This is a genomic window from Corynebacterium sp. 212_CJEI (assembly GCF_001055915.1).
Classification (GTDB): Bacteria; Actinomycetota; Actinomycetes; order Mycobacteriales; family Mycobacteriaceae; genus Corynebacterium; species Corynebacterium jeikeium_D.
This window is the reverse complement of record NZ_JVPT01000048.1, coordinates 71,893-96,399: the sequence shown is the minus strand read 5'-3', so window position 1 is coordinate 96,399 and position 24,507 is coordinate 71,893. Positions and strand designations below refer to the sequence as shown.

General features: G+C 61.1%; 23 protein-coding genes. 14 read left to right on the top strand and 9 right to left on the bottom strand.

All coding sequences use genetic code 11. The features are described from left to right. Window positions 1-170 precede the first annotated feature (170 nt). Entirely contained in the window at window positions 171-692 is a 522-nt protein-coding gene (locus tag ADB02_RS04940) for a GNAT family N-acetyltransferase (RefSeq protein WP_049172577.1), read from the top strand. Here ADB02_RS04940 and ADB02_RS04935 read toward each other — a convergent pair. Then, window positions 649-1,566, bottom strand: coding sequence for an FAD-dependent oxidoreductase (locus ADB02_RS04935; RefSeq protein WP_049189843.1), 918 nt, complete (start codon window positions 1,564-1,566; stop codon window positions 649-651). The genes ADB02_RS04940 and ADB02_RS04935 overlap by 44 nt on opposite strands. Before the next feature lie 54 nt (window positions 1,567-1,620). On the opposite strand from ADB02_RS04935, the gene ADB02_RS04930 reads away from it, so the two are divergent. Further along, window positions 1,621-2,619 (top strand): LLM class oxidoreductase, encoded by a 999-nt coding sequence (locus tag ADB02_RS04930; RefSeq protein WP_049172573.1) that lies wholly within the window; start codon window positions 1,621-1,623, stop codon window positions 2,617-2,619. On the opposite strand, the gene ADB02_RS04925 is transcribed toward ADB02_RS04930, so the two are convergent. Then, entirely contained in the window at window positions 2,603-3,640 is a 1,038-nt protein-coding gene (locus ADB02_RS04925; protein ID WP_049189842.1) for an aldo/keto reductase, read from the bottom strand. The genes ADB02_RS04930 and ADB02_RS04925 overlap by 17 nt on opposite strands. 145 nt (window positions 3,641-3,785) lie before the next feature. On the opposite strand from ADB02_RS04925, the gene ADB02_RS04920 reads away from it, so the two are divergent. The 3 genes from ADB02_RS04920 to ADB02_RS04910 all read left to right on the top strand — a co-directional run bounded on the left by ADB02_RS04920 (window position 3,786) and on the right by ADB02_RS04910 (window position 6,042). Then, on the top strand, window positions 3,786-5,114 hold the full coding sequence (locus tag ADB02_RS04920) for a PepSY-associated TM helix domain-containing protein (protein WP_049189840.1): 1,329 nt from the start codon (window positions 3,786-3,788) through the stop codon (window positions 5,112-5,114). 79 nt (window positions 5,115-5,193) lie between these two features. Continuing rightward, a complete protein-coding gene (locus tag ADB02_RS04915) occupies window positions 5,194-5,598 on the top strand; it encodes a hypothetical protein (protein ID WP_080969577.1) in 405 nt (134 codons plus the stop codon). A 108-nt stretch (window positions 5,599-5,706) separates the two neighbouring features. Beyond that, window positions 5,707-6,042 carry a YciI family protein gene (locus ADB02_RS04910; RefSeq protein WP_049189837.1) on the top strand — a complete coding sequence of 112 codons (336 nt, stop codon included), beginning with the start codon at window positions 5,707-5,709 and terminating at the stop codon, window positions 6,040-6,042. A 1-nt stretch (window position 6,043) separates the two neighbouring features. Here ADB02_RS04910 and ADB02_RS04905 read toward each other — a convergent pair whose 3' ends face one another. Both ADB02_RS04905 and ADB02_RS04900 read right to left on the bottom strand, forming a co-directional pair. Continuing rightward, window positions 6,044-6,895, bottom strand: a complete 852-nt coding sequence (locus ADB02_RS04905; RefSeq protein WP_049189835.1) for an SDR family NAD(P)-dependent oxidoreductase — start codon at window positions 6,893-6,895, stop codon at window positions 6,044-6,046. Further along, a complete protein-coding gene (locus ADB02_RS04900; RefSeq protein ID WP_049189832.1) occupies window positions 6,892-8,109 on the bottom strand; it encodes a saccharopine dehydrogenase family protein in 1,218 nt (405 codons plus the stop codon). The genes ADB02_RS04905 and ADB02_RS04900 overlap by 4 nt, the downstream gene beginning before the upstream one ends. Window positions 8,110-8,215: 106 nt before the next feature. Here ADB02_RS04900 and ADB02_RS04895 point away from each other — a divergent pair, with 106 nt between their 5' ends. Beyond that, window positions 8,216-9,424: an MFS transporter gene (locus ADB02_RS04895; RefSeq protein ID WP_049189830.1), complete on the top strand. Its 1,209-nt coding sequence runs from the start codon at window positions 8,216-8,218 to the stop codon at window positions 9,422-9,424. A gap of 202 nt (window positions 9,425-9,626) precedes the next feature. Next, entirely contained in the window at window positions 9,627-10,841 is a 1,215-nt protein-coding gene (locus tag ADB02_RS04890; RefSeq protein ID WP_065421712.1) for a Fic family protein, read from the top strand. Between the two features lie 14 nt (window positions 10,842-10,855). Here the strand turns inward: ADB02_RS04890 and ADB02_RS04885 are convergent, their stop codons facing one another. Further along, window positions 10,856-11,242, bottom strand: coding sequence for a Rieske (2Fe-2S) protein (locus tag ADB02_RS04885; RefSeq protein WP_049172555.1), 387 nt, complete (start codon window positions 11,240-11,242; stop codon window positions 10,856-10,858). A gap of 30 nt (window positions 11,243-11,272) precedes the next feature. Further along, window positions 11,273-11,995: a YggS family pyridoxal phosphate-dependent enzyme gene (locus ADB02_RS04880; protein WP_049189826.1), complete on the bottom strand. Its 723-nt coding sequence runs from the start codon at window positions 11,993-11,995 to the stop codon at window positions 11,273-11,275. Window positions 11,996-12,079: 84 nt separating this feature from the next. On the opposite strand from ADB02_RS04880, the gene ADB02_RS04875 reads away from it, so the two are divergent. Then, the gene (locus ADB02_RS04875) at window positions 12,080-13,246 is read left to right on the top strand and encodes a glycosyltransferase 87 family protein (RefSeq protein ID WP_224433604.1); all 1,167 of its coding nucleotides are present in this window, start codon (window positions 12,080-12,082) and stop codon (window positions 13,244-13,246) included. A gap of 12 nt (window positions 13,247-13,258) precedes the next feature. Here ADB02_RS04875 and ADB02_RS04870 read toward each other — a convergent pair whose 3' ends face one another. Next, window positions 13,259-15,676, bottom strand: coding sequence for an ATP-dependent RNA helicase (locus ADB02_RS04870; RefSeq protein ID WP_049189823.1), 2,418 nt, complete (start codon window positions 15,674-15,676; stop codon window positions 13,259-13,261). A gap of 43 nt (window positions 15,677-15,719) precedes the next feature. On the opposite strand from ADB02_RS04870, the gene ADB02_RS04865 reads away from it, so the two are divergent. The 4 genes from ADB02_RS04865 to ADB02_RS04850 all read left to right on the top strand — a co-directional run bounded on the left by ADB02_RS04865 (window position 15,720) and on the right by ADB02_RS04850 (window position 18,849). Beyond that, window positions 15,720-16,613: a cation diffusion facilitator family transporter gene (locus ADB02_RS04865; protein ID WP_049189821.1), complete on the top strand. Its 894-nt coding sequence runs from the start codon at window positions 15,720-15,722 to the stop codon at window positions 16,611-16,613. Between the two features lie 109 nt (window positions 16,614-16,722). Next, the gene (locus ADB02_RS04860) at window positions 16,723-17,670 is read left to right on the top strand and encodes an alpha/beta fold hydrolase (protein WP_049189819.1); all 948 of its coding nucleotides are present in this window, start codon (window positions 16,723-16,725) and stop codon (window positions 17,668-17,670) included. A 12-nt stretch (window positions 17,671-17,682) separates the two neighbouring features. Beyond that, on the top strand, window positions 17,683-18,183 hold the full coding sequence (locus tag ADB02_RS04855) for a methylated-DNA--[protein]-cysteine S-methyltransferase (protein WP_049172545.1): 501 nt from the start codon (window positions 17,683-17,685) through the stop codon (window positions 18,181-18,183). Between the two features lie 3 nt (window positions 18,184-18,186). After that, window positions 18,187-18,849 (top strand): nitroreductase family protein, encoded by a 663-nt coding sequence (locus ADB02_RS04850; RefSeq protein WP_049172542.1) that lies wholly within the window; start codon window positions 18,187-18,189, stop codon window positions 18,847-18,849. Between the two features lie 11 nt (window positions 18,850-18,860). Here ADB02_RS04850 and ADB02_RS04845 read toward each other — a convergent pair whose 3' ends face one another. Further along, window positions 18,861-20,921 (bottom strand): FAD-dependent oxidoreductase, encoded by a 2,061-nt coding sequence (locus ADB02_RS04845; RefSeq protein ID WP_049189818.1) that lies wholly within the window; start codon window positions 20,919-20,921, stop codon window positions 18,861-18,863. A 183-nt stretch (window positions 20,922-21,104) separates the two neighbouring features. Between ADB02_RS04845 and ADB02_RS04840 the strand changes: the two genes are divergently transcribed. Together ADB02_RS04840 and ADB02_RS04835 are read left to right on the top strand one after the other, a co-directional pair. After that, complete coding sequence (locus tag ADB02_RS04840; protein ID WP_049189816.1) at window positions 21,105-21,866, top strand: SDR family oxidoreductase; 762 nt, start codon at window positions 21,105-21,107, stop codon at window positions 21,864-21,866. Between the two features lie 24 nt (window positions 21,867-21,890). Beyond that, entirely contained in the window at window positions 21,891-22,622 is a 732-nt protein-coding gene (locus ADB02_RS04835; RefSeq protein WP_049189815.1) for an SDR family oxidoreductase, read from the top strand. An 82-nt stretch (window positions 22,623-22,704) separates the two neighbouring features. Here ADB02_RS04835 and ADB02_RS04830 read toward each other — a convergent pair whose 3' ends face one another. Then, window positions 22,705-24,402: an AMP-binding protein gene (locus ADB02_RS04830; protein ID WP_049189813.1), complete on the bottom strand. Its 1,698-nt coding sequence runs from the start codon at window positions 24,400-24,402 to the stop codon at window positions 22,705-22,707. Between the last annotated feature and the right edge of the window lie 105 nt (window positions 24,403-24,507).

Genomic DNA, 24,507 nt, shown 5'->3' with positions numbered 1-24,507 from the left:
CGACTATAAAAGCACATTTTACCTGGGTGTTTGTGGGTTGTTCGCGGGGTGGCGTACCAAAATACAAATAAAACACCCGTTCGAAAACGAAAGCTTGGTAATCTCGCTTTCATAAAAGCGGAGCTGTAGAAAACAGCACAGAAACAGCGCAGACAGCGGGGAGCAAAACCATGATCATCCGACAGGCAACGCGGGAGGACGCCGCGGCAATCGCGGAGATCTACAACGAAGCCGTAATCAACACCGTCGCCATCTGGAACGATGACACGGTCAGTGCGGAGACTCGCATCGCATGGATGGAGGCGCACTGGGACAAGGGCTACCCGGTTTTCGTCGCCACGCTTGACGACGAAGTCGCTGGATATGCCACCTTTAGCGATTTCCGTGACTTCGACGGGTTTCAGTACACGGTGGAAAACTCCATCTACGTGCATCCGAACTTTCAAGGCAGGGGAATTGGAGGCGCACTGTTAAGCGCGACCATCGATGCTGCTCGCGAGGCGGGAAAGCATGTCTTGGTTGCGGCGATTGAAGGCAGCAACGAGGGGTCGATTGCGCTGCACAAAAAGTACGGCTTCCAGCGTGTTGGGCTACTGCCGCAGGTGGGGACGAAGAACGGGCGATGGTTGGACATGCTGTTGATGCAGGTCATGCTGACAGACGGGCAGCCACCCGCTCGGCCGCGCGCTTAGCAAAGGGGCCAACACCCATGATCGTGGCGGCACCGGGGCCAACCCAGTCGCCGTAGCCGACGAACTCGATGAGGTCAGAGTCGATGCTGCGGAAAGGGTCGAGCGCTGGGCGGAAACCGGTGCACCAGATGAGGTGGTCCGCGTGGACGTCGTCAAGCGAAGAAAACATGGGTGTCCAGGTGAGTGCGCCGGAGTCGCGGGCTTTGCGGACGGGCGGTAGGGCAACGATGTCGCCAATGCTGTCGGTGGCGCCCTGGCGGTAGCGTTTGAACAGGACGCGGCCGTCGACGTCGTCGGGCATCCAGCGTGGTTCGTGGCGGGTGAACCAGGTGGTGTCGATGCCGGAAAGCACCAGTTCAGAGGCTATTTGGGCGCCGGAGTTCGCCGCGCCGACAACGGCAACGCGGGAGCCTTCGAATGGCTCGGGACCTGGGTAGTTGGCCGAATGCCACTGTTTCGCGGAGGTCGTGCCGGGGTAATACGGGACGAAGGGCCGGTTGCCGGTGGCGGCGATGAGCTGTCGGGATTCGAAGTCGCCGGCATCGCTGGTGAGGCGGAAGGTGCCGTCGTGGGTGACATGGGTGACGTTAACCGGACGCTGAACGCGCAGTTCGTAGCGCTTTTCGTAGGAGCTGAGGTAATCAATCACATGGGAAGCGGGCGGGAAGCCGTCATAATCGGGCATCTGGATGCCCGGAAGGTTGGAAAAGTCCGGGGTGGAAAAGAGCGTCAGTGAGGGCCAGACATTGCGCCAGGAGCCGCCGGGAGCGGGCTGATTGTCCAGAATGAGCGGATCAATGCCGCGTTTGTGCAAGTAATAGGCGGTAGCGAGGGCAGCTTGGCCGCCACCGACGATGATGACATCCTCAAGCATGGTTCCAGCTTAACTGCGGGTGCCGTGGCTCAAGCTGTACTACCGTTAAACACCATGAGCTCGTTGTTTGATCTTTCGGACAAGCCCATTGACGAACTGCCCGGTTACCAGCGCACATTCGCGCCGGGCAGGCTAACTGTGGGGCTCAGTCTGCCCATCGAGCAGGACGCCGAAGCCGAGCCCAGGGACGCGCTGAGCAACCAGATTCGGCTGATTCAGAAAGTCGAACGCGCAGGCATCGCGGCGGTCTGGGCACGCGACATCCCGCTGCGCGTGGAAACATTTGGCGACGTCGGCCAGGTCTACGACCCCTGGATGTACCTCAGCTACATCGCCGCACACACCACCGATATCGCGCTCGGCACCGGTGCAGTCGTCGTGCCCTTCCAGCATCCGCTGGTGATGGCCAAGCGCGCTGCCACACTGGACAGGCTTTCCGACGGCCGTTTCCTCTTTGGCGTTGCCACCGGTGACCGACCCGAGGAGTTCCCCGCCTTTAACCAGGACAAAGGCAAGCGCGGTGAGCGCTTCCGCGAGCATATCGAGGTCTATGAAAAGGCCCTCAGTACTAGCTACCGGCCCATCCGCTGGTCCGAGGGCAAGATGGGCGGATCCGATGTGGTGCCCAAGCCACTGGCACGCCGAGTTCCGCTGTTGGCCACTGGCTCCTGTCAGCAGAGCCTGGAGTGGAAGGCCGCGCATACCGACGGGTGGTTCATGTACCACAAGGGCCTGGAGATGCAGAAGAAAAACATCGCCAACTGGCAGGAGGCTGTGGCTCAGGAGTGCGGTGAGGACGTGTTCAAACCATTCCTGGAATCACTGTGGATTGACCTGCATGAAGATCCCGACGCCCCCGCGCAGGGCGGCCACTTCGGGTACCGCCTTGGTCGCAACAAGCTCATTGAACTGCTGCAATCCCAGCGACAGCTCGGCATCAATCACGTCAGCATCAACTTCCGCACCTCCAAACGGGATGCGGAAGAGCAGATTGATGAGCTGATTGAATATGTGCTGCCGGCGCTCGATGAGCTCCCTACACAGACTCCGTAGCGCCCTGCCACTGATTAATCCCGCGGTCGACGGCCCACTTGTCGATCTCCGCGAGTTCTTCATCGCTAAACGGCGCAGCCTCCAGGGCGCCGAGGCTGTTCTTCAGCTGCTCCACCGAGGATGCGCCGATCAGGGCGGAGGTCACTTCGTCACGGCGGAGCACCCACGAGATGGCCATCTGTGCCAGGGACTGGCCTCGTCGTGAAGCAATGGCGTTGAGCTCGCGGATGGCGGTGAGCGTGTCGTCGTTGAGGAACCCCGAGTTCATCTTGTGCGCCCCGAGACGCGAGGATTCCGGCACGCCATCCAAGTAGCGGTCGGTGAGAAGCCCCTGCGCAAGCGCGGAAAAGGCGATGACACCCATGCCTTCATCGGCGCAGGTTTCCAGCAGTTCGTCCTCGATCCAGCGGTTGAACATGGAGTAGCTCGGCTGGTGAATGGTCAGCGGTGTGCCCAGCTCACGGGCGATTTTCTGCGCGCGACGAGTGAGCTCGGGGGAGTAGGAGCTCACGCCGACGTAGAGCGCGCGACCGGAGCGGACGAGGAAGTCGAGGGCGGCGACGGTTTCCTCGATAGGCGTATCCGGGTCGGGGCGGTGGTGGTAGAAAATGTCCACATAATCCAGGCCCATGCGCTTCAGCGAGGCATCGCAGCTGGCCACGAGGTACTTCCGCGAGCCGCCGAAGCCGTAGGGACCATCCTGCATGTACCAACCGGCTTTGGAGGAAATGATCATTTCATCGCGGTAAGGAGCGAAATCCTTGGCCATGATGCGACCGAAACTCGCCTCCGCAGAGCCCTGCGGTGGGCCGTAGTTGTTGGCGAGGTCGAAGTGTGTGACGCCGTGGTCGAACGCGGTGCGCAGGATCTCACGCTGCGTCTCGAGCGGCCGGTCATCACCAAAGTTATGCCAAAGTCCCAGCGTAATGGCTGGAAGCTTCAGCCCCGTGCCGCCGGAGCGGTTGTACGGCATCGTCTCATAGCGGTTGTCATTGGCGTGGTACACGTCTGGATAAGCCATGTATTCGAGGGTACGCGGGCTTTACGACGAGTAGTTGTGCACAAGGTGGCCGACAACGAGGCGCGTGGCCGAATGGCTACCCCTGGAAGTAATAAAAGTGAGCTTGCTGGGGAACAACTGGGGCAGTTCGTCCGACTAATAAGGCATGACTTCAATAGCCACAGGCGATGCCGCTGGAACGCCAGCCGCAAACCCCGTCGCACAGACTCAGAAAAATGGTGGGCCACGAGCATTACTGCACCGAATCCATGTCGTTGCAGGCATCCTCGTTGCGCCACTACTTGTTATTGCAGCTATCACAGGCGTGGCGTATGCCCTCGCCCCGAGCATAGAAAAGGTGGTTTACCACGAAGAACTAACTGCAACATCAAGCCTTCCCGCACAACCACTGGAAAAGCAGGTTGAGGTCGCGCAGCGCGTGCACCCGAACCTGCCGGTAACCGCAGTGCAGGTCCCGGAAAAGCCGGGGCAGACAACGCGAGTCATGTTCAATGACGAGCAGCTGAAGTCGGAGTCCTACCGACATGCGGTGTTCGTTGACCCAGGCGACTTGAGCATCAAGGGTGACCTGGTGCAATACGGTTCCTCGGCGGCGCTGCCACTGCGGGCGTGGATCTCGGAAGGGCACCGCAGACTCTGGATTGATAGCAACTTTGGTCGCCTCTACTCGGAGACGGCAGCATCCTGGATGGGCGCACTGGCCATTGGTGGCCTCTGGCTCTGGTGGGACCGTTCGCGTCGCAAGCGGACACAGGGAACAAGTAAGAGGGCGCATCATATGCGTCGTCACGCGAATGTTGGCGTGGCGGTCAGTGTTGGACTTTTGTTCCTGACCGTCACCGGCCTGACGTGGTCGTGGGTGGCTGGAACGGGCATCGCAAAGCTGCGCGAGACGATGGACTGGTACGCGCCGAAGCCAGCCATAACTGCGACTGCACCAGCGAATTATGACTGGTCAGAGGCGGATAGTGTTATGAACCTCGCACGTGCCGAGGGCCTGTCCGGGAAAGTCGAACTGACACCACCGGAAGCTGGCACGGTGTGGATGGCCAAGGAAGCACGCGAGGAATGGCGGATGGGCATTGAGACCGTCACCGTTGACGGCTCGACCGGAGCGATGGTTGATCGGATTCATTTTGCGGACTGGCCGCTGCCGGCGAAGCTGACCGAATGGCTGATTAACGCGCACATGGGCATCCTGTTCGGGTGGGTGAATCAGCTGGTTCTGGCACTGATCGGTGTCGCTTTGTTGGCGATGATTGTGCGCGGGTACGCCATGTGGTTTGGGCGCGGTCGAGGTGGCCGCCCTGGCAGGCTCCCGGCGCCGACGCGTTGGCGGGACATTCGCCCGGGTGTTGCGGCGGCTGTTGTGGCATTGCTGATTGCCTACTCGGTGGTTGCACCACTGTTTGGTGTGACTCTCGTTGGCTTCGTAATCGTTGATTGGGTCTGGCGGAAGCTGCGGAGAGGTTAGTGTAGGTTCTGTCGCCTTCGGGTTCCCTGTACCTAACGGCGTGGTAAGACCCATGAAAAACACTCAGGAGGGTAAACGCATGACAAGGTATTGGGACCACAGCGGCAGTATCTACAAAGACGACGGTCAGGAAGACTGGTGCGACCCCATCACCGAGCAGCAGGCACTCGCTGAGATCACCGAGCAGCAGGAACAGCATGACGAAAGGGTGAAGAGCAAAATCAAGGAACTGCGCGCGAGAATGAAATCGGTCGGTGCGCAGGCCAGGCAGGCTGACGAACAGCCGTATCCAACCTTTACTGAGCAGTCCGCCGCATACCGTGAGGGCGCGCAGGCCTACAACGAGGGAAAATCTTGGCGTGATAACCCGCATGCCCCCGAGTCAGGTCTAGCCGCCCCGTGGCGCATGGGTTTCAATACCCGCAAGCAGCAGGTAGCGGAGATTAGGGCACAGCGAGCCGCCGCTGCGCAACAGGAGAACTAGGCCCTGGCCGCAAAAACGCTCAACCAAAGCTCTAAATTCCTCACAAATTCCCGGTTCCATCCCCACTCAATCTGTTACACTTAGCAAAACGAAACCCAGGAGCTTGGTGTGCAGTACTTTTTCACGGTCCATGGCCGCAGAGATATCAACGCGTATGACTCTGATGAGGAAATGCACGCTGCCTTTGAACGGATTGGACGCTTCAATCAGAAGCTCCAGGACGAAGGCCACTGGGTTATGTCCGGCGGGCTGGTACCGCCGGAGGATGCCATGACGGTGCTGCCGGATGGTTCACATAGCGATCTGCCGTACTACAACGCGATGACGTTCCCGTCAGCTTTTTGGATTGTCCAAGTCGCAGACGAGCAAGAGGCCATCAACCTGGCTCACGAAGCCGCGGAGGCGTGCGCGCAGGCAGTCGAAATGCGCGCCGTCGCCGATTAACTCACCGCAGCCCGTGCACCCGGCGCATGATGGTCAACATCGCTTGCGTCGGGATTCGCCGCATGAAGGGCACTGCAACGCTTGCCGACGACCCCCGCGCCACCAGAGCCAAAGGTCGCTCGGCAGCCACTTCGCGCATAACCACCTCAGCAATCTCAGAAGCGGGAATGCCACCTTTCTCATTGGCATTCAACTTCGTCAGCATGCGGTGGACATCAGCAGCGTAAACGGAACCCTCATCGCCATACGTCGTCCGACGTGTAGAAATCCCCGTGTTGATGGCACCCGGCTCGACAACCGTCACCCCAATACCGAACTGCGCGACTTCACCGCGCAACGAAAGCCCAAAGCCGCGGATAGCGGCCTTCGTCGCCACATAGGAAGAACGGTAGGACAGCGGCAACCCGCCGAGCATCGATCCAACCAGCACAATTCGGCCACGACCGGCCTCGCGCATGCCGGGCAGCAGCTGCTGTAACAGCTCCACTTGCCCCAGAACATTGACTTGGAAGAGACGCTCAAGCGCCTCGCGGGGTAGCTCCTCGAAAGCGCCCGACTGGCTCTCACCGGCGTTGGCGACGACGACGTCGTAAGGCCCGTGGGCGACCACAGTAGCGATGTCGTCGGCGCTGGACATGTCGAGCGCCACCATCTGCACGCCCTCGGGGTGCGGCGCCTCGGCGCCCCTGCGAGACGTGCCAACGACCTTGAAACCGGCTTTGACCAGTGCCTCCGCGCATGCCCAACCGATGCCGGAGGAAGCGCCGGTCACTAACGCACGGCCGCCACCTACACTCGGCAGTTTCGGTCCGCGGGTGAGATTCGCAAAAGCACCGGTCAGGCCGCCAATCATCGAGCCTGCACCGCCTCAATGGTCATGCCGCCCGCGCGGAGCCGGCGGGACAGGGCGTCGCCAAGCGCGACAGTAGGAGTGAGCACGCCGGTAGCGTCCGGCAGATCGTCGTGGACGAGTGCGAGGGCGGCGCTGGAAATCATGATCGCGGTGCCCGCGTACCCGGGGTCTTCCTCGAGAGACACCTTGGAACGCCAGTGAATACCGGAAGTATCGACGGTGTAGGCCTCGATGGTGAAGCGTCCCTCGGCCTGTTCTTCAGCGCTTGGGCCCTCGCCCGGCTTCGGCAGCTTCTTATCAATGAGCTTGGCCGTCGGCCCGAACGCCATCGCCGCCAGCGCCAACCTAGAGACAGCCGCGAAAATATTTGCGCGCACGAAAGCTCTCGGACCGCGGCCGACATTGAGTAGCTCGCGGTAGCGGAAGGAATCACCGTAATCCGCCAGCATCGCCGAGCGCTGAACAATGCGGGTGTTGAACGGCGACATGAAGAAGGGCGCTCGCCAGTGGCGGCGGAAGCGCGCCGGGCGCAGGTCGACGCCGAACTTACCCTGGTCGGGACCCGGCTCAGCCAGGGCGTACTGATCCGCGATGATGCGACGCAGCTTGGGGTCCTTCTTGGCTTGTGCAAGCTGGACGCGGACCGAATCGATGGTGCCACCGGAGACACCGCCCTTGACGTGCTTGAACAGCAGGGTTGTCTCACCGAGCTTGGTGTGGGCCGCCTCGTGGAGCTCGCGGACAGCGACGTCGGAAGGAATCGAGTCGAAGCCGCAGGAGTGGACAATCTTCGCTCCGGTCTGCTGCGCCACCTCGTGGTTATTCGCGATGGAGTCGTGGACGAACAGCACCTCGCCACACAGGTCGACGTAGTGAGTACCGGCCTTGGCGCACTCGGCCACCAGGGTGCGACCGTACTTCGCGTACGGCCCCACAACGGTCAGCACCACCTTTGTACTGGCCGCAAGCTCAGCCACCGCCGGCTGGTCGGCGGCATCCGCAACAATGACCGGCCAGTCCGATACGCCTGCGTTCTCCGCGACGTCGGCAAGCTTCTGAGCGTTCCTGCCTGCAAGCGCCACCTTCGTCTGACCGGCGTGTTTAGCCAGATAGTCCACAATCAAGCGGCCCACGAAACCCGTGGCACCGTAGACGACGATGTCGTACTCGCGGTCGTGGTTGCGACTCTTTGGCTGTGCGGAAGAAGTAGTCATGCCTACGAAACTAATAAAACAAAAGCGATACCGCGGGCGAATTAAAAAGGTTTTCTGAATCCGTGTATTCAGCGAGGGGTTTGGAGGGAGGGCTAACCTAGGACAAGTGACTAGCGCTAACGAAAACCCCGAACAGATCGAAGGACTACGGCCAGAAGATCCCGGATTCCGTCGCGCGCTTATCGCTGTGCTTTTCGCCGGCCTGGCATCGTTCCAAGCGCTCTATGCAACGCAGGCGCTACTGCCCACGCTTTCCGACGAGCTATCGGTCGACCCCGCCACCGCCGCGCTGACGGTATCCGCCACCACCGGTGGCTTGGCCTGTGCGATTATCCCGGTGTCCATTTTGTCGGAACGCTTTGGACGCAGGCGCGTCATCGTCATCAGCGCATTTGTGGCAACGCTACTGGGGCTCGTGGTGTCAATCGCGCCGGGCATCGGTTCGATGATTGCGCTGCGCCTGTTGCAGGGCATTGTCATTGCCGGTGTGCCCGCAGTGGCTATGGCGTATGTCAGTGAGGAAGTCCACGCCGACCACGTCAGTCGCGTGATGGGGCTGTATATCTCGGGCACGACGGTCGGTGGCCTGCTCGGCCGTATCATTCCGTCCATTGTGCTGGAGTTCGCCTCCTGGCGGGTGGCGATTGCGGTCTCGGCGACGGTGGCGTTCATCTTCGCCATCCTGACCTGGTACTTTCTGCCGCAACAGCGCAGGTTTAAGCCGAAGAAACTGTCGTTTGCAGGGGAGGGGCAGGCCATTGCGCGACACTTGCGCGACCCGCGCATCCTGGCGCTGTGCGCCCTGGCGTTCCTGTTTATGGGAGCGTTTGTCTCCCTGTACAACTACCTGGGCTTCCGACTGGGCGATAAGTTCGGGCTCTCCCCGGCACTGGCAGGGTTCGTATTTATTCTCTACCTGTCTGGCACGTGGTCGTCGGCACGCGCGGGTGTGTGGGCGAAGACGGTGAGCCGCCGTCGCCTCATCGCCATTGCGACTCTGGCCGCGTGCGTGGGCCTGGGGCTGGCGCTGCTGCCGTGGCTGCCCGCGCTGATCGTGGGCGTGCTCGTGTTCACGGCATCGTTCTTTGTGGCCCACTCGCTGTCCTCGTCCGGGGTGGGCCTGGTGGCGCAGCGCGACCGCGCCGAGGCATCATCGATGTACCTGTTCAGCTACTACGCGGGTTCGTCCATTGTCGGTTGGGTATCCGGCATGGTGTTCAGTCGCTTCGAGTGGGCAGGGCTGATTCCGTGGTTGGTGGCGCTGTCCTTCATCGCGGGCGCGTGTGCCGTAGCGGGGTTGAAGCCGAGGCGCTAAGGGTAACGCGGTAGGGGGAAAATCGCCAGCAAGGTACATTTAGACACCAAGAAACGAACCCTTAATGTAAAAAAACGGTGATTTTTTACATTAAGGGTTCGTTTTTAGGGCACTATATGTAGAAAGCATCATGTAAAAAGCATTGGAAACAGAAGGGGGGAGACTCGCCGTGAAGCACTATCCGCTTAAGAGGATCTTCCACATGTCTGCACACGATGCGGAACAGGCAGTGGAGAGCGAGTACCAGTCACGCAAAGACTCCCCGTCGACGATTCAGTGGCACTTTCCGCTGGGGCAGTGGCCACTCTTTTGCTGCATTACAAGCGATCTCGCAGCCAAGGTTGAAAAGATTCTGTCTCTAGAGCTGCAGATTTCACAGTTGTGGAATCGTCTGCCGGGTGCAGCGCGGACTCACTATCTCTTCAATCTGCTCCTGGCCGAGGTGGTAGCCACCAATGAGATTGAGGGAATCCACTCCACACGGCGAGAAGTCGCCGAGGCGTTGGACAACACTTCGGGAACCCAGCACAAGCGCTTTCATGAGTTCAGTCAGCTCTATTTCCGGCTGGCAAACGATGAGCGGATTGAGTTTCCGACAACGCTCACAGGGATCCGGCAGCAGTACGATCAACTTCTCGGCGATGAAATTGGCGCCGAGGACGAGTTAGACGGTGAACTCTTTAGAGCATCAACGGTCACAATTACCGATGGGCAGCGACAGATTCATCGCGGTGTTGAAAGTGAAGCTGCCATTCACCAACTTCTCAATGAGTTCCTGGAAACGGTGAATTCCTCAGAGGACAATCGGCTTATTCGAATCCTGGCAAGCCATTTCATGTTCGAGTTCGTTCACCCGTTTTATGACGGCAATGGTCGGATGGGGCGTTTTCTGCTGTCAGTGGCTTTGCGGGAGACACTCTCACCTGCCACAGCGCTGACTATTTCTCGCCAACTCGCTGAGGATAAAGCGAAGTATTACAAGGCTTTTACCACTACGGAAGACCCAATGAACCGGGGCGAAGTCACGTTCTTCGTCGAGGTGATGGCTGATGTCATTCTGAATGCTCAGCAGTATTTGCTGGAAGAGCTGCAGATGAAGTCCCACCAGTGCGAGAAGCTTGAACAGCGGGTAGCTGAGCTAACCAACTCGCCCGAGCAGGCACTATCCGTGTCGCTGACAGACAACGAGATCGGGACGCTGTTTGTCCTGGCACAGGCTCGGTTGTTCGGACCTGATTATGGAATCAAGCTCGAACACGTCGCCGACACCATCGGCAAGGAGAAGCGGACAGCGCGAAAGTATCTCGCCGAGTTAGAGGCTCAAGGACTGGCAACGCCGACGAGCCGCCGTCCGCTGCGATTCCAGCTGGCGCCGGCTGGCGTAGATCTTCTAGGCCTTGAACCCACCGACCACTAATCTGCTTCCGGAACCTACTTCTGGCCCACAATCAGCTCAGTGCCTTCGGCTGAAAGCGATGCCTGACCAGCGGGCTTACGCGAGGGGCCAGAAACAACCTCACCAGTAGCAATATCAAAGTGGGAGTTGTGGTTCGGGCAAATCATCACACCATTGCTGACCTCAGTGATACGACCATTCTGGTGCGGGCAGGAGCTGGAGAAAGCGGCGAACTTGCCTTCCTCCGGCTGCGTGACGACGTAATTGCCGATCACCACACCGCCGCCAACCGGAATGTCGGCAGCGTCAACCTTCTCCACCGCAGACTTTGGTGCACAAGCGGCTACGAGTGCGCCAGCTGCAGTGGCGGCAGTTCCCAGGAGGAAACGACGACGGGAGCACGGGGAGACATCAGAACTCATGGCATTGAGATTACCTCTATTTCGCGACCTTTATTTCTGATAGGAGCGCTCACCGAAGATGGCGCGTCCCACACGCACGGTGGTCGCCCCCTCGGCGATGGCTTCGCGGTAGTCGCCGGACATACCCATTGACAGTTCGTTGAGGCTGACACCGTCCCGCAAATCCCCGAGCAGACTGTCCCGCAGCTCCCGCAGCTCCGCGAAGGTCTCGCGCACATTCGGATCATTCTGGGCCGCGATGGTCATAAACCCGCGCAGACGCAGGTTCGGGTATTCGCCATCGGGGCCAAACATGCGGACAAACTCCGCCGCGTGGCTCGGCGCCAGACCCGACTTCTGCGGCTCGCGGGAGGCATTGACCTGAATCAAGACATCGAGCGTGCGCTCGGAATCGGCCAAGCGACGCTGCAGTGCTCCGGCCACCTTCGGGCGGTCCAGAGCCTGAAACTCATCAGCACAACTGACCAAGTGGCCGGCCTTATTCGTCTGCAGTGGACCAATGATGGCCATATGTGGTGCCTTGTCGCCGAAGGCCTCCCGGAATGCCTCCGCCTTGGCCACCGCTTCCTGGACGCGGTTTTCCGCCAGGCCAGCGCAGCCGGCTGCTGCGAGCTCCGGCCAGGATTCCACCAGGGCGTCGACAGGCACAGTCTTGCTGACGGGCAGCAGGCGGACCTCGGAGGGCTGGCGCCCAGCTCGTCGGCAAGCGTCGTCGATCTCGGAGCGAACCTTGCGATAGTTTTCCACGAACATACCTCCCACTCTAAGGCCTGAGTAGGAAGAACTGTGCGGTAGTGTCGAATCATGCTCATGGACAGACTCTCGACGCTTTCCGTCATGCAGAGACGGATCTTGGCAATTGTATTTGGGCTGGTGTCGCTGGTCGTTGTCATCGACTTCATCTATCTTGCGGCAACTGCCTACATGATGGACCTCGAGGTCTTCCAAGACGCCGGCTGGGCACTACGACGAGACCAGGATCTCTACTCACCAGAGTTTCCCACCAGATCGGGTTTCCGCTTCATCTACCCACCGTTTGCGGCGCTGCTGTTTTACCCGCTGACCTGGGCGGGGCCGGTGACCCTGCAGATCATCTGGACGTTCGCCACGCTGGCGGCGGTGTGGGCGATGCTGTGGATGGTCTTCACTCGTCTCGGCTCTGAGCGTCCGAAGCTGATGGCTACCTGCGTGCTCGGTGTTGTGATGCTGCTCGACCCGCTGCGCGCCAACGTGCTCTTCGGGCAGATCAACGTCTTCCTCGCGCTGCTGGTGGTCTCCGATGTGCTGGGCTTTTTGCCCAAGAAACTGCGTGGACTGGGCGTGGGTATCGCGGCGGGAATTAAGATCACCCCCGCGGCATATGCGCTGGTGTTCCTCATGCGCCGTGACTTTGCGGCCGTGGCCAAGAGCTTCTGCTGGTTCCTGGTGACCGTCGCTATTGGTTTCGCCGTGCGCTTTAAGGAGTCCATCTACTTCTGGACCGATGAGTTCTTCGCCGGCAACCGCGGTGGCGCCCCGACCTATGAGGCCAACCAGGCGTTCAGTGGTCTGCTCGCCCGCGCCGGGGTGGAGGGTACCGCGCTCGATATTGGCATCTACGGTTTCTTCCTCATCGGTGCCATCGCTGCTGCTTTCGTGGCGTGGATCTACCACCGCAACGGCTATGATGTCGCAGCCCTTGGTTTCGTTGCGCTGGCGGTCAGCTTCGCCGGGCCATACGCGGTCAGCCACCACTGGTCGATCGTCATGGTCTTCGTGCCGCTGGTGCTCTTCGTCCGCGAGATCGGGCACATTATTGTCGGTGTCCTGTTCATGATCGCCCACTGGTGGGCACCGTACGAGGTGTTCGTGGGCAATGACTTCGGCCACGCTGCCAATGTGGGGCAGTGGTTCTACGGCAACATGCAGGGAATCATGGGCGGCGTGCTCTTCTTCACCTGCCTGGGCTACGCAATCTACCTCTGGCGCAAGCCCAGTCGCGTGCGGGCACAGGCAGCTGCTTAACGACGGGCTTGCTTAACGACGACGCTTCGTTCTCGCAGTAGCCTGCTCCTTCCACGGGTTCTCCGGCCACGGGTGCTTGGGGTAACGGCCCCGCATCTCGGAGCGAACCTGTGCGTAGGCGCCATTCCAGAAACTTTCCAAGTCCTGAGTGACCGCGAGGGGTCGCTGAGCCGGTGACAGCAAATGCATTGTCACCGGCTTTTCCAATACCTGCGGGGTCTCCGCCAGGCCGAAGCACTCCTGCAACTTCACGGCGAGCACAATCTTTGCCTCAGGGTCCGTGGGGTCCTCCGGGTACTCCAGGCGAATCTTCGAACCGGAGGGGACCTCCAGGCGTTCGGGCACCAGCCGGTCGAAGTCCGTGGCCTCCGGCCAGGGCAGCAGGCGGCGGAGGTGCTCGGCATCTAGCTTGGGAGGGGTCGGGCGGTCCAGCTCGCCAGCAAAGAGGAGCTCGGCCTGGGCCGCGAGCCCTGCGGGGGAGACATCCGGCCATGGGGCACCGCGATGAGTGTGGAGAAAGGCCATGCGGCGGCGGAGTTGTTCGGTGTCGCGGTCGAGGTTGGGGGCGGCGTCGGCAAGCGCGTCGGCAAGCCAGGCGGAGTTGGCAGCAATGCACTGCTCAGGTGTTGGGGAGACCTGGCGGGAGGACAGCTCGATGGCGCCGAGCAGGTCACGCTCGCGGGCGCGAACGCGGCCCTGTTCGACGCGCGCCGTGGTCTCCGTGCGGGCGAGGTGGCCGGCGGCGAGCATGGCGATTTCCAGGTCGATCGCCTCGCCGTCGCGAATCAGCGCGCGCCCATGGGAGAGCCGCGAGATGTCGGCGGCCGCGATCCATTCGTGGCCGCGCAGGTCAGAACCACGGGTGAGTTCCGCAGCGGTGCCGCCGGTAAAGAGGTATTCGTCGGAGTTCGCACTGCGGCGTCGCCCGATGAAATCCGGCCAGGCCAGGGCCGTGACCAGCGCGGGAGTGTCCGAGGGCAGCAGGTTGGCAGGCGCTTCAGTATCCAGCTCAATGCTGCGCACCTGCTTGGCCAAGCCGCGGGCGTCGGTGAGTTTCTCCACCGCGCGTGCGACCGCGTCAGCGTGCTGCGGCATCGTGGCCGTGGCGGTCAGCAGCGCGCGTCCCATGCGCGGATGCACCGGCAGGGTAGCCAGGGTGCGGCCGAGTTCCGTGATGTCACCGGCCTCATCAACAGCGCCCAGGCCAGCGAGAATGCGGTTTGCAGCCTCGGCGTGGTGGGGTGGTGGGGCGTCGAGAAGCTTCAGTCCCTGCATCCCCGGCGTGCCCCACGCGGCGGCGTCGAGGAGCGCTTGGGTCAGGTCGGCGACCTCGATTTCCGGCGCGGGCCAGGCGGGAAAGGACGCGAATTCCGACTGGGAGACGCAGCGCACCACGATGCCTGGGCCCTCACGTCCCGCTCGGCCTGCGCGCTGGTTCGCCGAGGACTGTGCACACGAGCTGGTGACCAGGCCGGAGAAGCCACGCGCAATGTCGAGTCGCGGTCCGCGCGCGAGGCAGGCGTCGACAACGGCGCGCACGCCCGGCACGGTCACGGATGATTCCGCAATCGCGGTGGACACAATCACGCGCCTACCGTCCGCTTGCCGACGGAACACGCGGTCCTGCTCCTCGGAGCTCTGCTGGCCGTGCAGCGTCAGCACCGCCACCTCCGAGGAATCCGCGATATAGCCTGCGCAGCGTTCCACCTCGCGGATGCCAGGGAGGAAAACCAGCACATCACCGGCGGCTTCTTCCGCGAGTGTGCTGGCCTGGGCGGCAACGTGCTGCAGGAAGTCGTCGGTCACACCGCGTGCATTCAGCCGCTGCGGAAAGGGCGCGTAGCGGATGTCCAGAGGAAAGATCTCCGCCTCCGCCGCCACAATGGGAGCCGGGGTGGAGCCGCCGAGCAAGGCCGCGAACTTCGGTGCGTCCACCGTTGCCGACATAGCGACAAGGCGCAGGTCATCGCGGATATCCCGCAAGTCGCGCACCATTGCCAACACCAGGTCGGTGTCCAAGCCGCGCTCGTGTACCTCATCGATGAGCACCGCGCTGGCATCCACGTCGCCGTCGCGCAGCAGTCGGCGCAGCAGCACACCGGGAGTGACAAACTCCACGCGGGTGGCGCGGGAAACTTTTGCGTCGCCACGCACCGAGTAGCCAACTTCCTCACCGAGCTTGGTGCCCGACAACTGCGCCAACCGCCGCGCTGCCGAGCGCACCGCCACACGCCGGGGAGCCGTGACCACAATGCGGCCGCCCAGGGTGTTGGCTACTGCCGGCGGAACCAAAGTGGTCTTGCCGGTGCCCGGTGGGGCCTGGACTACTACGTCGTGGTCGCGCACGGCGTCGGCAAGCGAGGCGAGTTGCGACGCGAACGGCAGGCCTGCAGAAATGTTCTGCAAATTGAACTGGAAATCGGTGCTCATAGAACTGGTAGTAACTCCGGAAAGGCGGGTAAAGTGCCCGCATATGCAGGACTTATCTCGTTTTGGTTGGCTTTCAGTGGGGGCGGCGGTCGTCACCATCGCGCTGAAGTTTTGGGGCTACACTCTGACCGGATCGGTGGGCCTGCTTTCCGACGCGACGGAGTCGATTGTCAATCTGGTTGCGGCAGTTGTCGCAATTATTGTGCTCAAGGTTATCGCGCGGCCCGCGGACCGTGATCATGAGTTCGGCCATTCCAAGGCAGAGTACTTCTCGGCCGGGCTGGAAGGTGCCATGATCTTCGTGGCGGCGGCGGCCATTATTTATGTCTCCATCGAGCGGTTGGTGAACCCGCAGCCGATTGAGCAGATTGGCCTGGGCCTCGTCGTGACCGTAATTGCCTCGGTGATCAATGGTGCGGTGGCGCTGGTTCTGCTTAAGGCCGGGCGCCACCACAACTCCCTGGCGCTGACCGCCGACGGTAAGCATCTGATGACCGACGTGTGGACCTCCGCCGGCGTTCTGGCGGGTGTGGCTCTGGTGTGGGCTACCGGCCTGTGGTGGCTCGACCCGATTATCGCGCTGGCCGTGGCCGTAAACATCCTGGTCACCGGCTACAAGCTGCTGCGCGATTCCGGTAACGGCCTGATGGACAAGGCCATGGAGGGCGACGACCGCGTGGCGGTGGATGAGATTTTGGCCTCGCACCGTGACCGGAGTCGTGGCATCGACGTCCACGAAATCCGCACTCGCGAGTCGGGGTATCAGAAGTTCATTGAGTTTCATGTGCTGGTGCCGGGCGCGTGGAGCGTGGAGCGCGGTCACGATGTGCTTACCGCGATGGAAGATGAGCTGCGGGAGCGTTTCCCAGGTGTGCATATCTCCTCGCATCTGGAGCCAATTGAGGACGAACGCGCCTATGGGGATGTGCAGTTGTAACGCGTGTGAGGCAAATTCCACGAAAGCGCTGAAAGTGATGAGCCTTACACTTTAAGATTGTGTATACAAAATCATGCACTGTTTAAGTCCACTCGAAGGAACTGCATAAATGACCTCCGAAGCCTCAACCACTTCCACTGGGGATAGCCGTTTTTCCGCGAAGAGCCCGAAGTTGCCGGAGCCGTGCCCTCGGCAGGACATCATTATTCCGGCTAATGACCGCGTCCTGCTGCGCGGAACCATGTTCCGCCCGAAGGAGAACCCAGAGAACATTCCCAACGGCATCATCACCGTTCACTCCGGTACCGGTGTGCCGCAGGGTTTCTACCACCGTTTCGCTGAGACCGTGGCAGAAAAGGGCTACGGCGTTATCACCTATGATTACCGCGGAATTGGCCAGTCCGCTCTGAAGACTGACCAGAACAATGAAGACATCCGGATGTCGGACTGGATCACCAAGGATATTCCGGGTGTGATTGAGTGGGCCAAGGAGACCTACCCGGACGTGCCGCACTTCGCTGTCGGCCACGCGGTTGGCGGTCACGGCATCGTCTACGCCGGCTCCGAGGGCACCTATGACGCAGCGGCGTTGGTCAACTGCCGCGGTATGCGTATTTCCAAGGTGCCGTCAGTGGCGGGCAAGGTCCGCGCATTCTTCATCTTCAATATTCTCGGCCCGATTAGCGGTTTCATTACCGGCCATATTCCGGCGTCGGCGTGGCGTCTGGCTGTTGAGCCGCCGAACGGTGTCATGCGTCAGTGGGCTCGCTGGGCTCGCAAGGAAGGCTACTTCTTCGACGACTCCGAGTTCGACTTCGCTAACCGCTTCTCCAAGGCTCCGCAGCCGTTCCTGTCCATCCGCGTTCCGGATGATTACTGGACTGAGGAGTCCTCGGCAGACCTGATCACCAATGTGATGAGCTCTGCTGAAAAGATTGAAAAGCGCCAGGCTCAGCCGGCTGGCGGCAAGGGCGTGGGCTACGGTGGTTACTTCCGCTCCGGTCACGAGAAGGAGTGGGACGAGCTGCTGGCCTGGTTCCAGGCCAACAAGGGCTAAGTAGGAGGTTTTATGGCGATTTCCCAGGTAGAAACGCCTTTCGGCGTGCTTGGAATCGCCACCTCCGCTCGCGGGGTCGTCGAAGTCAATCTCTTAGGCCCCGTGCTTGACGACGACCCCAGCGCCGCCGACCCCGAAGCGCAAGCGGTGGCGGAACAGGCAGCGCAGCAGTTCCGCGAGTACTTTGCCGGGCAGCGCCGCGAGTTTGCGCTGCCGCTGGACTGCGACATATTCACCCAGGATTCTTTCCGCGCTCGTGCGCTGACCGCACTGCGCGACGTGCCGTATGGCCAGGTTGTGACCTACGGTGAGCTCGCTGAAATGGCCGGATCACCCCGTGCCGCCAGAGCTGCTGGCTCGGCCTGTGCCACCAATCCGCTGGGCATTCTGATTCCCTGTCACCGCGTGGTGCCCGCCAGTGGGGGAGCGGGGTCTTTCGGATCCTATGCCGGCGGCCGCGAAATGAAGCGCTGGCTGCTCGAACTCGAAGGTTGGCAAACAGTTATTCTTTAATGCATGACTTCGCATTCTCCGCGCGACCAGTTCGCCACCGAATTTGAGAACATCATCCGCAACCGCCGTGCCACGCGCGTCTACGCTGACGAACCGCTTGACGACGCTGACGTGCGCCGCCTCCTGGAGCTATCTCTGGAAGCTCCCAGCGCCTTTAACATTCAGTCTCGGGCTATCGTGCGCATCGAGGACCCTGAGGTGCGCCAGCAGGTAGTGGAAGCTGCCGGTGGTCAGAAGCAGGTTGCCAATGCGCCGCTGCTGCTCGCCTTCATTGGTGAGCCGACCGGCTGGAAGCGCGGTATTCCACGCCTGGTTGAGGCCAACAAGGCGACTGGCCTGTGGGACGAAGTTGCCGCTGCCGAGCGGGAAGCCTCGATGACCTCCTTCCATAAGGTCCGCGAGGAAAAGGGTCTCTCCCGCGAGTTCGCAATCCGCGACGCCATGATTGCCGCTTCTTTCGCTATGGTCACTGCCAGCGCCTTTGGTTGGGCTAGCTCCCCGATGACGGGCTTTAGTGAGCAGAAGGTCAAGGAAGCTATCGGTGCCGGTGACACCGATGTGGCGGTAGCGCTGTTGCTGGCCATCGGTGTCCCGGGTGAGTTCCCGGCTCACCCGGGCCGTTTCGAGTTCGAGCAGCGCGCCTACACCGACCGCTACGAGGCGTAGCAGCCCTAGCCCTACAGCGCGAGCGCTACCTCAACGGCCTGGCGGATGGCACGCTTTGCGTCCAGCTCAGCGGCCACGTCCGCGCCGCCGATGATGGTGACATTGGAGTTATCGCCGGTGACGCTCTCGCGATCCTTGCCGCCCAGGCAGTCCAGATTGGATACCTGACCAGTACAGACAATCACGTTGTCAACCGCGATGACCTGTTGCTTTTCATCGATGGTGATGTGCAGGCCCTCGTCATCGATACGGTTGTAGGTGACGCCGGTGTACTGCTTGACACCGGCCTTCTTGATCTCCGCACGGTGAACCCAACCAGTGGTCTTGCCCAGGCCCTTACCGATGCGGGAGGTCTTGCGCTGCAGCAGGTGCACCTCGCGCTCAACCTCAAACTCCTCAGCCGCGCCAGAGACCGTGCCCGGCTTGGTCAGACCCGCGCGGAACTCCGCAGGGTCACCGACGCCCCAGGCGTCCTTCCAGGCTTCGATGGTCTGGTTCGGCTTGCGAGTGAGGTATTCACACACGTCCACACCGATACCGCCAGCACCGATGACGGCCACCTTGTTGCCGGCCTGCTTCGCACCCGAGAGCAGCTCGTCGTAACGAATGACCTTCTCGTGGTCGATACCGTCAATGCCCGGGATACGCGGGGTGACACCCGTGGCCACAATCACGTGGTCAAACTTGGTCTTGAGCTCGTCGACGTCGGCACGCGTGTTCAGGTGAACCGGAACTTCGAGGACCTCCAGGCGACGGGAGAAGTACTTCAGCGTCTCGCCATAGTCCTCCTTGCCCGGAATCTTTGCGGCGAGGTTGAACTGGCCACCAATCTGGTCGGCGGCCTCGAAAATCTCTGGGTGGTGACCGCGCTGAGCTGCGGCTTCCGCGAAAGCGAGTCCAGCCACACCAGCGCCGATGACGGCGATGCGCTTGGCCTTGTCCTTCGCAACCGGCACGGATACCAACTCGGTTTCGTAAGCAGCCTTCGGGTTGACCAAACAGGTGGAGCGCTTGGCCGCGAAGGTGTGGTCCAAGCAGGCCTGGTTACAGGCGATACAGGTGTTGATCTGGTCAGCTCGACCATCGCCCGCCTTGATGGCGAAGTCCGGGTCAGCCAGCAGTGGGCGGGCCATGGAAATCAGGTCCGCATTGCCGTCAGCGAGGATCTTCTCCGCAACCTCGGGGCGGTTGATTCGGTTGGAGGCTGCCACCGGGACGTCGACAAGCGAACGGAGACGACCCGTCAGATCCGTGAATGCGGCGCGCGGCACGGACGTGACGATGGTGGGGACGCGTGCTTCGTGCCAGCCGATACCGGTGTTGAAGACATCGACGCCAGCCTCGACCAGACGTTGCGCGAGTTCAGTGGTCTCGGACCAGGTCTGGCCGTCTTCCACCAGGTCAAGAAGCGAAATGCGGTACTGCAGTAGGAAGTCCTCGCCCACTTCGGCGCGAATACGACGGACAATTTCGATGGGCAGGCGCATGCGAGCCTCGGCGCTGCCACCCCAGTTGTCCGAGCGGTGGTTGGTGCGCTCGGCCAGGAACTGGTTGAGCAGGTAACCCTCGGAGCCCATAACCTCGATGCCGTCGTAACCGGCGCGCTTTGCGAGCTTCGCGGCGCGGACGTAGGCGCCAATGGTGCGCGAGACATCAAAGCCGGTGAGGCGGTGAGCCTTAAACGGGCTAATCGGCGACTGACCGGTATTGGCGGAGCGGGCCAGCGGGCTGTAGCTGTAACGACCGGCGTGCAGCACCTGCAGCACGATGTGGCTGCCGTGGGAGTGCACGAGGTCAGTAACGCGGCGGTGATTGTCCGCCATGCGCTTCGACGCCATCATCGAACCGGCCGGAGTCAGCCAACCTTCGATGTTGGGAGCATAACCGCCGGTGACGATGAGCCCCACGCCACCTTCGGCGCGTCGACCCAGGTAGGCAGCCAGCTTGGGGATATCACGGGTGCGATCTTCCAGACCGGAGTGCATTGAGCCCATGATGATGCGATTGCGCAGAGTTAGAGGACCGACGTCGAGAGGGGAGAGAAGATGTGGGAAGTGAGGCTGGTCAGACATGCAACCAGTATCGCGGTTTTAGCGGCTGTGTATGAGGTGAATCGGGAAAATTCCTGCACAGTTTTATATACGTTTCACGTGGAACATCAGGTGTAAAGCACACGCAGTCTTCGGCGCAGGAGGGTGTCGTATGACTACAGTCGGGGATATTAGTAGACGCATGTAGCAAGGAGTTGAGCCCCCATGACCTCTGAAACTTCAACTAATGGCAAGAAAGTAGCTGTAGTTACCGGTGCTTCTTCCGGTATTGGTGCAGCCACTGCCAAGCAGTTCGCAGCTGAAGGTTTCCGCGTTGTGCTGGGAGCCCGCCGCGAGGACAAGCTCGAGGCTGTCGCGGAGGAGATTCGCGCTGCCGGTGGTGAAGCGACGGTCTACAAGGTTGACGTCACCTCTGACGCCGATGTGGCGGCGCTGGCTAAGGCCGAACCGCGCGTCGACGTGCTGGTTAACAATGCCGGTGGCGCCTGGGGCATGGAATCGGTTGAAGGCGCTGTCGAGGAAAAGTGGCGCTGGATGTACGAGGTCAATGTGCTGGGCACCCTGCGCGTCACCCGCGCACTGCTGCCCGCATTGAAGTCCACCAGTGGCATTGTGCTCACCGTCGGCTCGATTGCCGGCCGTCAGGTCTACACCGGCGGTGCCGGCTACAACGCAGCCAAGCACGCTGAGCGCGCACTGGTGGAAGTCCTGCGTCAAGAGGTTGCTGCCGATGGCGTGCGCGTCACTGAAATCGATCCGGGGCGCGTCCACACCGACTTCTCACTCGTGCGTTTCGACGGCGACGAGACCAAGGCCGCAGCGGTCTACGACGGCGTTGAGTCGCTGACCGCCGATGATGTTGCCGACATCATTGTGTTCGCGGCCACCCGCCCGAATCGCGTCAACATTGACTTCCTGCAGGTGACCCCCATCGACCAGGTGGGCGGCGCAAAGCCGAAGAAGTAAACCGACTACATAGAGGAGCCGTACATGAGCATCGATATTGCCGCTGACACCAAAATTGCCCTGGTCACGGGCGCAAGCCGTGGTATTGGCCTGGCGGTCGCCAAGGATCTCTCCCGTGATCACCATGTCATTGTGGGCGCTACCAGTGCTGAGTCTGCCGAGAAGGTGGCGTCGCAGTTGCCGTCGGCAAGCGTATTCGTTGCTGATCTGGGTGATACCGACGCCGTAAACGCGGAAGTGGCAAAGCTGTTGGAGGCGCTCGGTGGGCGCGGGTTAGATGTGCTCGTGCACTCGGCGGGCGTGTACGTCGATGGGGACGTGGCGGAGGTTTCGCGTGCGGACTGGTCGCGAATTATGGACATCAACGTCGTCGCCGTCGCCGACCTGACACGCGAGCTGCTGCCAGCGCTGCGCAAGGCGGAGGGCACGCTGGTGACAATCAACTCGGGCTCGGGATTCCGCGCTTCAGCTGGTACTTCGCCGTATGCAGCGTCGAAGTTCGCGCTGCGGGCCTTCACCGATGCGCTGCGCGAGGAAGAGCGTGGCGCGGTACGAGTCAGCTCCGTGCACCCCGGGCGCGTCGATACCGATATGCAGGTTCAGCTGCAGTCGAATTGGCACCGCGATGATGCGGATTGGCGTTACGACGGCACGAAGTTCATGCGGCCTGAATCAATCGCAGCCGCGGTACGTCTGGCCGTTGATACCGGAGCGGATGCCAACGTGGATGAAATCCAGGTGCGCCCGCGCGGATAGCCGTGTAAAAGGTAGCGGAAATAAGCAAAAAGTGTGCCCACCAGGCGGATAGCCGGTGGGCACACTTTCGTGTGCAGGCTTCTTACTGAGCGTCCAGATTCAGGCGCTCGTGCATCGCCTTGACCTCGCGCGGGACAACCTTGCCGATGGCGTTGCGCGGCAGGGAGTCGACGAAGAAGACGCGGTCCGGAGTGGAGTGCTCGGCCAGAGTTTCGCGGACGTACTCGCGCAGCATGTCCTCGGTGAGGTTCTTGCCGGCCTCATTGTCCTCGCGGACAACGTAGAGGAACAGGTCAGCGAAAATCTCGTCGTTTTCGTTGCTGCCGTGGCAGAAGACATCGGCGATGCCCGGCACCGGGCCCAGAATTTCTTCGACCTCGCGTGGGAAGACGTTCTCGCCGCCCTTGATCACCATGTCGTCGGAGCGACCACAGATGTACAGGTAGCCGTCCTGGTCGATACGGCCGAGGTCACCAATCTGGAACAGGCCATCGACGGTGGTGAACTTGTCCTTCTTGTTCAGGTAACCGATGAAGGAGAGCTCCTGAGCGGTGTGGATCATGCCAACCTCACCCGGCTCGACTTCCTTGCCGTCGTCACCCAGGATGCGAACCTTGGCGCCAATTGCCGGGCGACCTGCGGAGTCCGGGCGGGCTGCGAGGTCCGCGCCGGATGCGATGGAGCACAGGCCGGCCTCGGTGGAGCCGTAGAAGTTACAGATAACCGGACCGAAGCGGTGAGTCAGCGCGGAGACGAGCCAGCCCGGGATGGCGTTACCAGAGGAGACAATGAAGCGGAACGGGCCAATCTTGCGGTTCGGCTCCTCATCCAGAACATCCTTGATCTGGCGCAGGAAGAAGGCCGCGGAAATCATGCCGTTACAGCCGTACTGTTCACACTGGTCAACAGCCTTCTTCGGGTCGAAGACACGCATGGTGACAATGGTGGAGCCGGTAGCCATGCCAATCAGCACATTTGCCCAGCCCCAGGCGTGGAACATGGATGCGGACTGGTGAATGACCATGTTGCGGCGCCACGGAATACGATCGGCGATTGCACCCACGGTTGCCGGTGTCTTGGGCTCATTGCGCAGGACACCCTTCGGGATGCCGGTGGTGCCGGAGGACATGATGATGATGCGTCCCTGCTCCGGCTTCGGATCTAGCTTGGCGTTCGATGTACGACCTTCTTCAATGAGGTCTTCCATGAACACGAAGTTCTTGCCCGCGTTCTTGCGGGTCTCCGGCTTGGTCACGGAGGTAATAACGACGGTGACATCGTCGAGGTCTTCTGGCAGGTTGCCCAGGAACTCGTCATCGACGAACAGGAACTTGGCCTTATTCTGGTCAACGACACCGCGAATCTGAGTCGGGCCGGAGCCGATGTTCATCAGCATAATTTCGGAGCCGATGAATCCCTTGATGGCCATCGGCAGGATGATGCCGCGGCCGTTGCGTGCGATAACGCCGAAGCTGGACTTCTGGGTCATGCCACGGTCCATCAAGGCGCGAGCCAGGGCGTGAGAGTTGTCAAGCAGCTGAGAATAGGTGAGTTCACCGTCATCGTCGACAAGGGCGAGGCGATCCGGGTAGCGCAGCGCACCCATGGAAATCAGGCTGGCGACGGAGAACTTCAGGCGACGCAGGTAATCGAGGACCTTCGGCGCCGTCTTCGGAGTCATGTACAGGGCGCCGGTACGCAGGAGCGGTGGAATCGACTGGGCAAAAGCCTTGATTTGCAGCCCAAGTGGTACTTGCGGAGCCTTCATTTCAGCTGCCATGGGTGAGAATCCTCCAAGGTGATGGACAAGCGGCTAATAGCGCCAAGCGACTCTTCAGTCACATTGACACCATCAGTCACGATAGTGCGTTTTTGTAACAACCAG

Bases quoted from the DNA above. Each gene is read 5' to 3' on its own strand.
- ADB02_RS04940 (WP_049172577.1), top strand. From the start codon at position 171: ATGATCATCCGACAGGCAACGCGGGAGGACGCCGCGGCAATCGCGGAG.
- ADB02_RS04935 (WP_049189843.1), bottom strand. From the start codon at position 1,566: ATGCTTGAGGATGTCATCATCGTCGGTGGCGGCCAAGCTGCCCTCGCT.
- ADB02_RS04930 (WP_049172573.1), top strand. From the start codon at position 1,621: ATGAGCTCGTTGTTTGATCTTTCGGACAAGCCCATTGACGAACTGCCC.
- ADB02_RS04925 (WP_049189842.1), bottom strand. From the start codon at position 3,640: ATGGCTTATCCAGACGTGTACCACGCCAATGACAACCGCTATGAGACG.
- ADB02_RS04920 (WP_049189840.1), top strand. From the start codon at position 3,786: ATGACTTCAATAGCCACAGGCGATGCCGCTGGAACGCCAGCCGCAAAC.
- ADB02_RS04915 (WP_080969577.1), top strand. From the start codon at position 5,194: ATGACAAGGTATTGGGACCACAGCGGCAGTATCTACAAAGACGACGGT.
- ADB02_RS04905 (WP_049189835.1), bottom strand. From the start codon at position 6,895: ATGATTGGCGGCCTGACCGGTGCTTTTGCGAATCTCACCCGCGGACCG.
- ADB02_RS04900 (WP_049189832.1), bottom strand. From the start codon at position 8,109: ATGACTACTTCTTCCGCACAGCCAAAGAGTCGCAACCACGACCGCGAG.
- ADB02_RS04890 (WP_065421712.1), top strand. From the start codon at position 9,627: ATGTCTGCACACGATGCGGAACAGGCAGTGGAGAGCGAGTACCAGTCA.
- ADB02_RS04885 (WP_049172555.1), bottom strand. From the start codon at position 11,242: ATGAGTTCTGATGTCTCCCCGTGCTCCCGTCGTCGTTTCCTCCTGGGA.
- ADB02_RS04880 (WP_049189826.1), bottom strand. From the start codon at position 11,995: ATGTTCGTGGAAAACTATCGCAAGGTTCGCTCCGAGATCGACGACGCT.
- ADB02_RS04875 (WP_224433604.1), top strand. From the start codon at position 12,080: ATGCAGAGACGGATCTTGGCAATTGTATTTGGGCTGGTGTCGCTGGTC.
- ADB02_RS04870 (WP_049189823.1), bottom strand. From the start codon at position 15,676: ATGAGCACCGATTTCCAGTTCAATTTGCAGAACATTTCTGCAGGCCTG.
- ADB02_RS04865 (WP_049189821.1), top strand. From the start codon at position 15,720: ATGCAGGACTTATCTCGTTTTGGTTGGCTTTCAGTGGGGGCGGCGGTC.
- ADB02_RS04860 (WP_049189819.1), top strand. From the start codon at position 16,723: ATGACCTCCGAAGCCTCAACCACTTCCACTGGGGATAGCCGTTTTTCC.
- ADB02_RS04855 (WP_049172545.1), top strand. From the start codon at position 17,683: ATGGCGATTTCCCAGGTAGAAACGCCTTTCGGCGTGCTTGGAATCGCC.
- ADB02_RS04850 (WP_049172542.1), top strand. From the start codon at position 18,187: ATGACTTCGCATTCTCCGCGCGACCAGTTCGCCACCGAATTTGAGAAC.
- ADB02_RS04845 (WP_049189818.1), bottom strand. From the start codon at position 20,921: ATGTCTGACCAGCCTCACTTCCCACATCTTCTCTCCCCTCTCGACGTC.
- ADB02_RS04840 (WP_049189816.1), top strand. From the start codon at position 21,105: ATGACCTCTGAAACTTCAACTAATGGCAAGAAAGTAGCTGTAGTTACC.
- ADB02_RS04835 (WP_049189815.1), top strand. From the start codon at position 21,891: ATGAGCATCGATATTGCCGCTGACACCAAAATTGCCCTGGTCACGGGC.
- ADB02_RS04830 (WP_049189813.1), bottom strand. From the start codon at position 24,402: ATGGCAGCTGAAATGAAGGCTCCGCAAGTACCACTTGGGCTGCAAATC.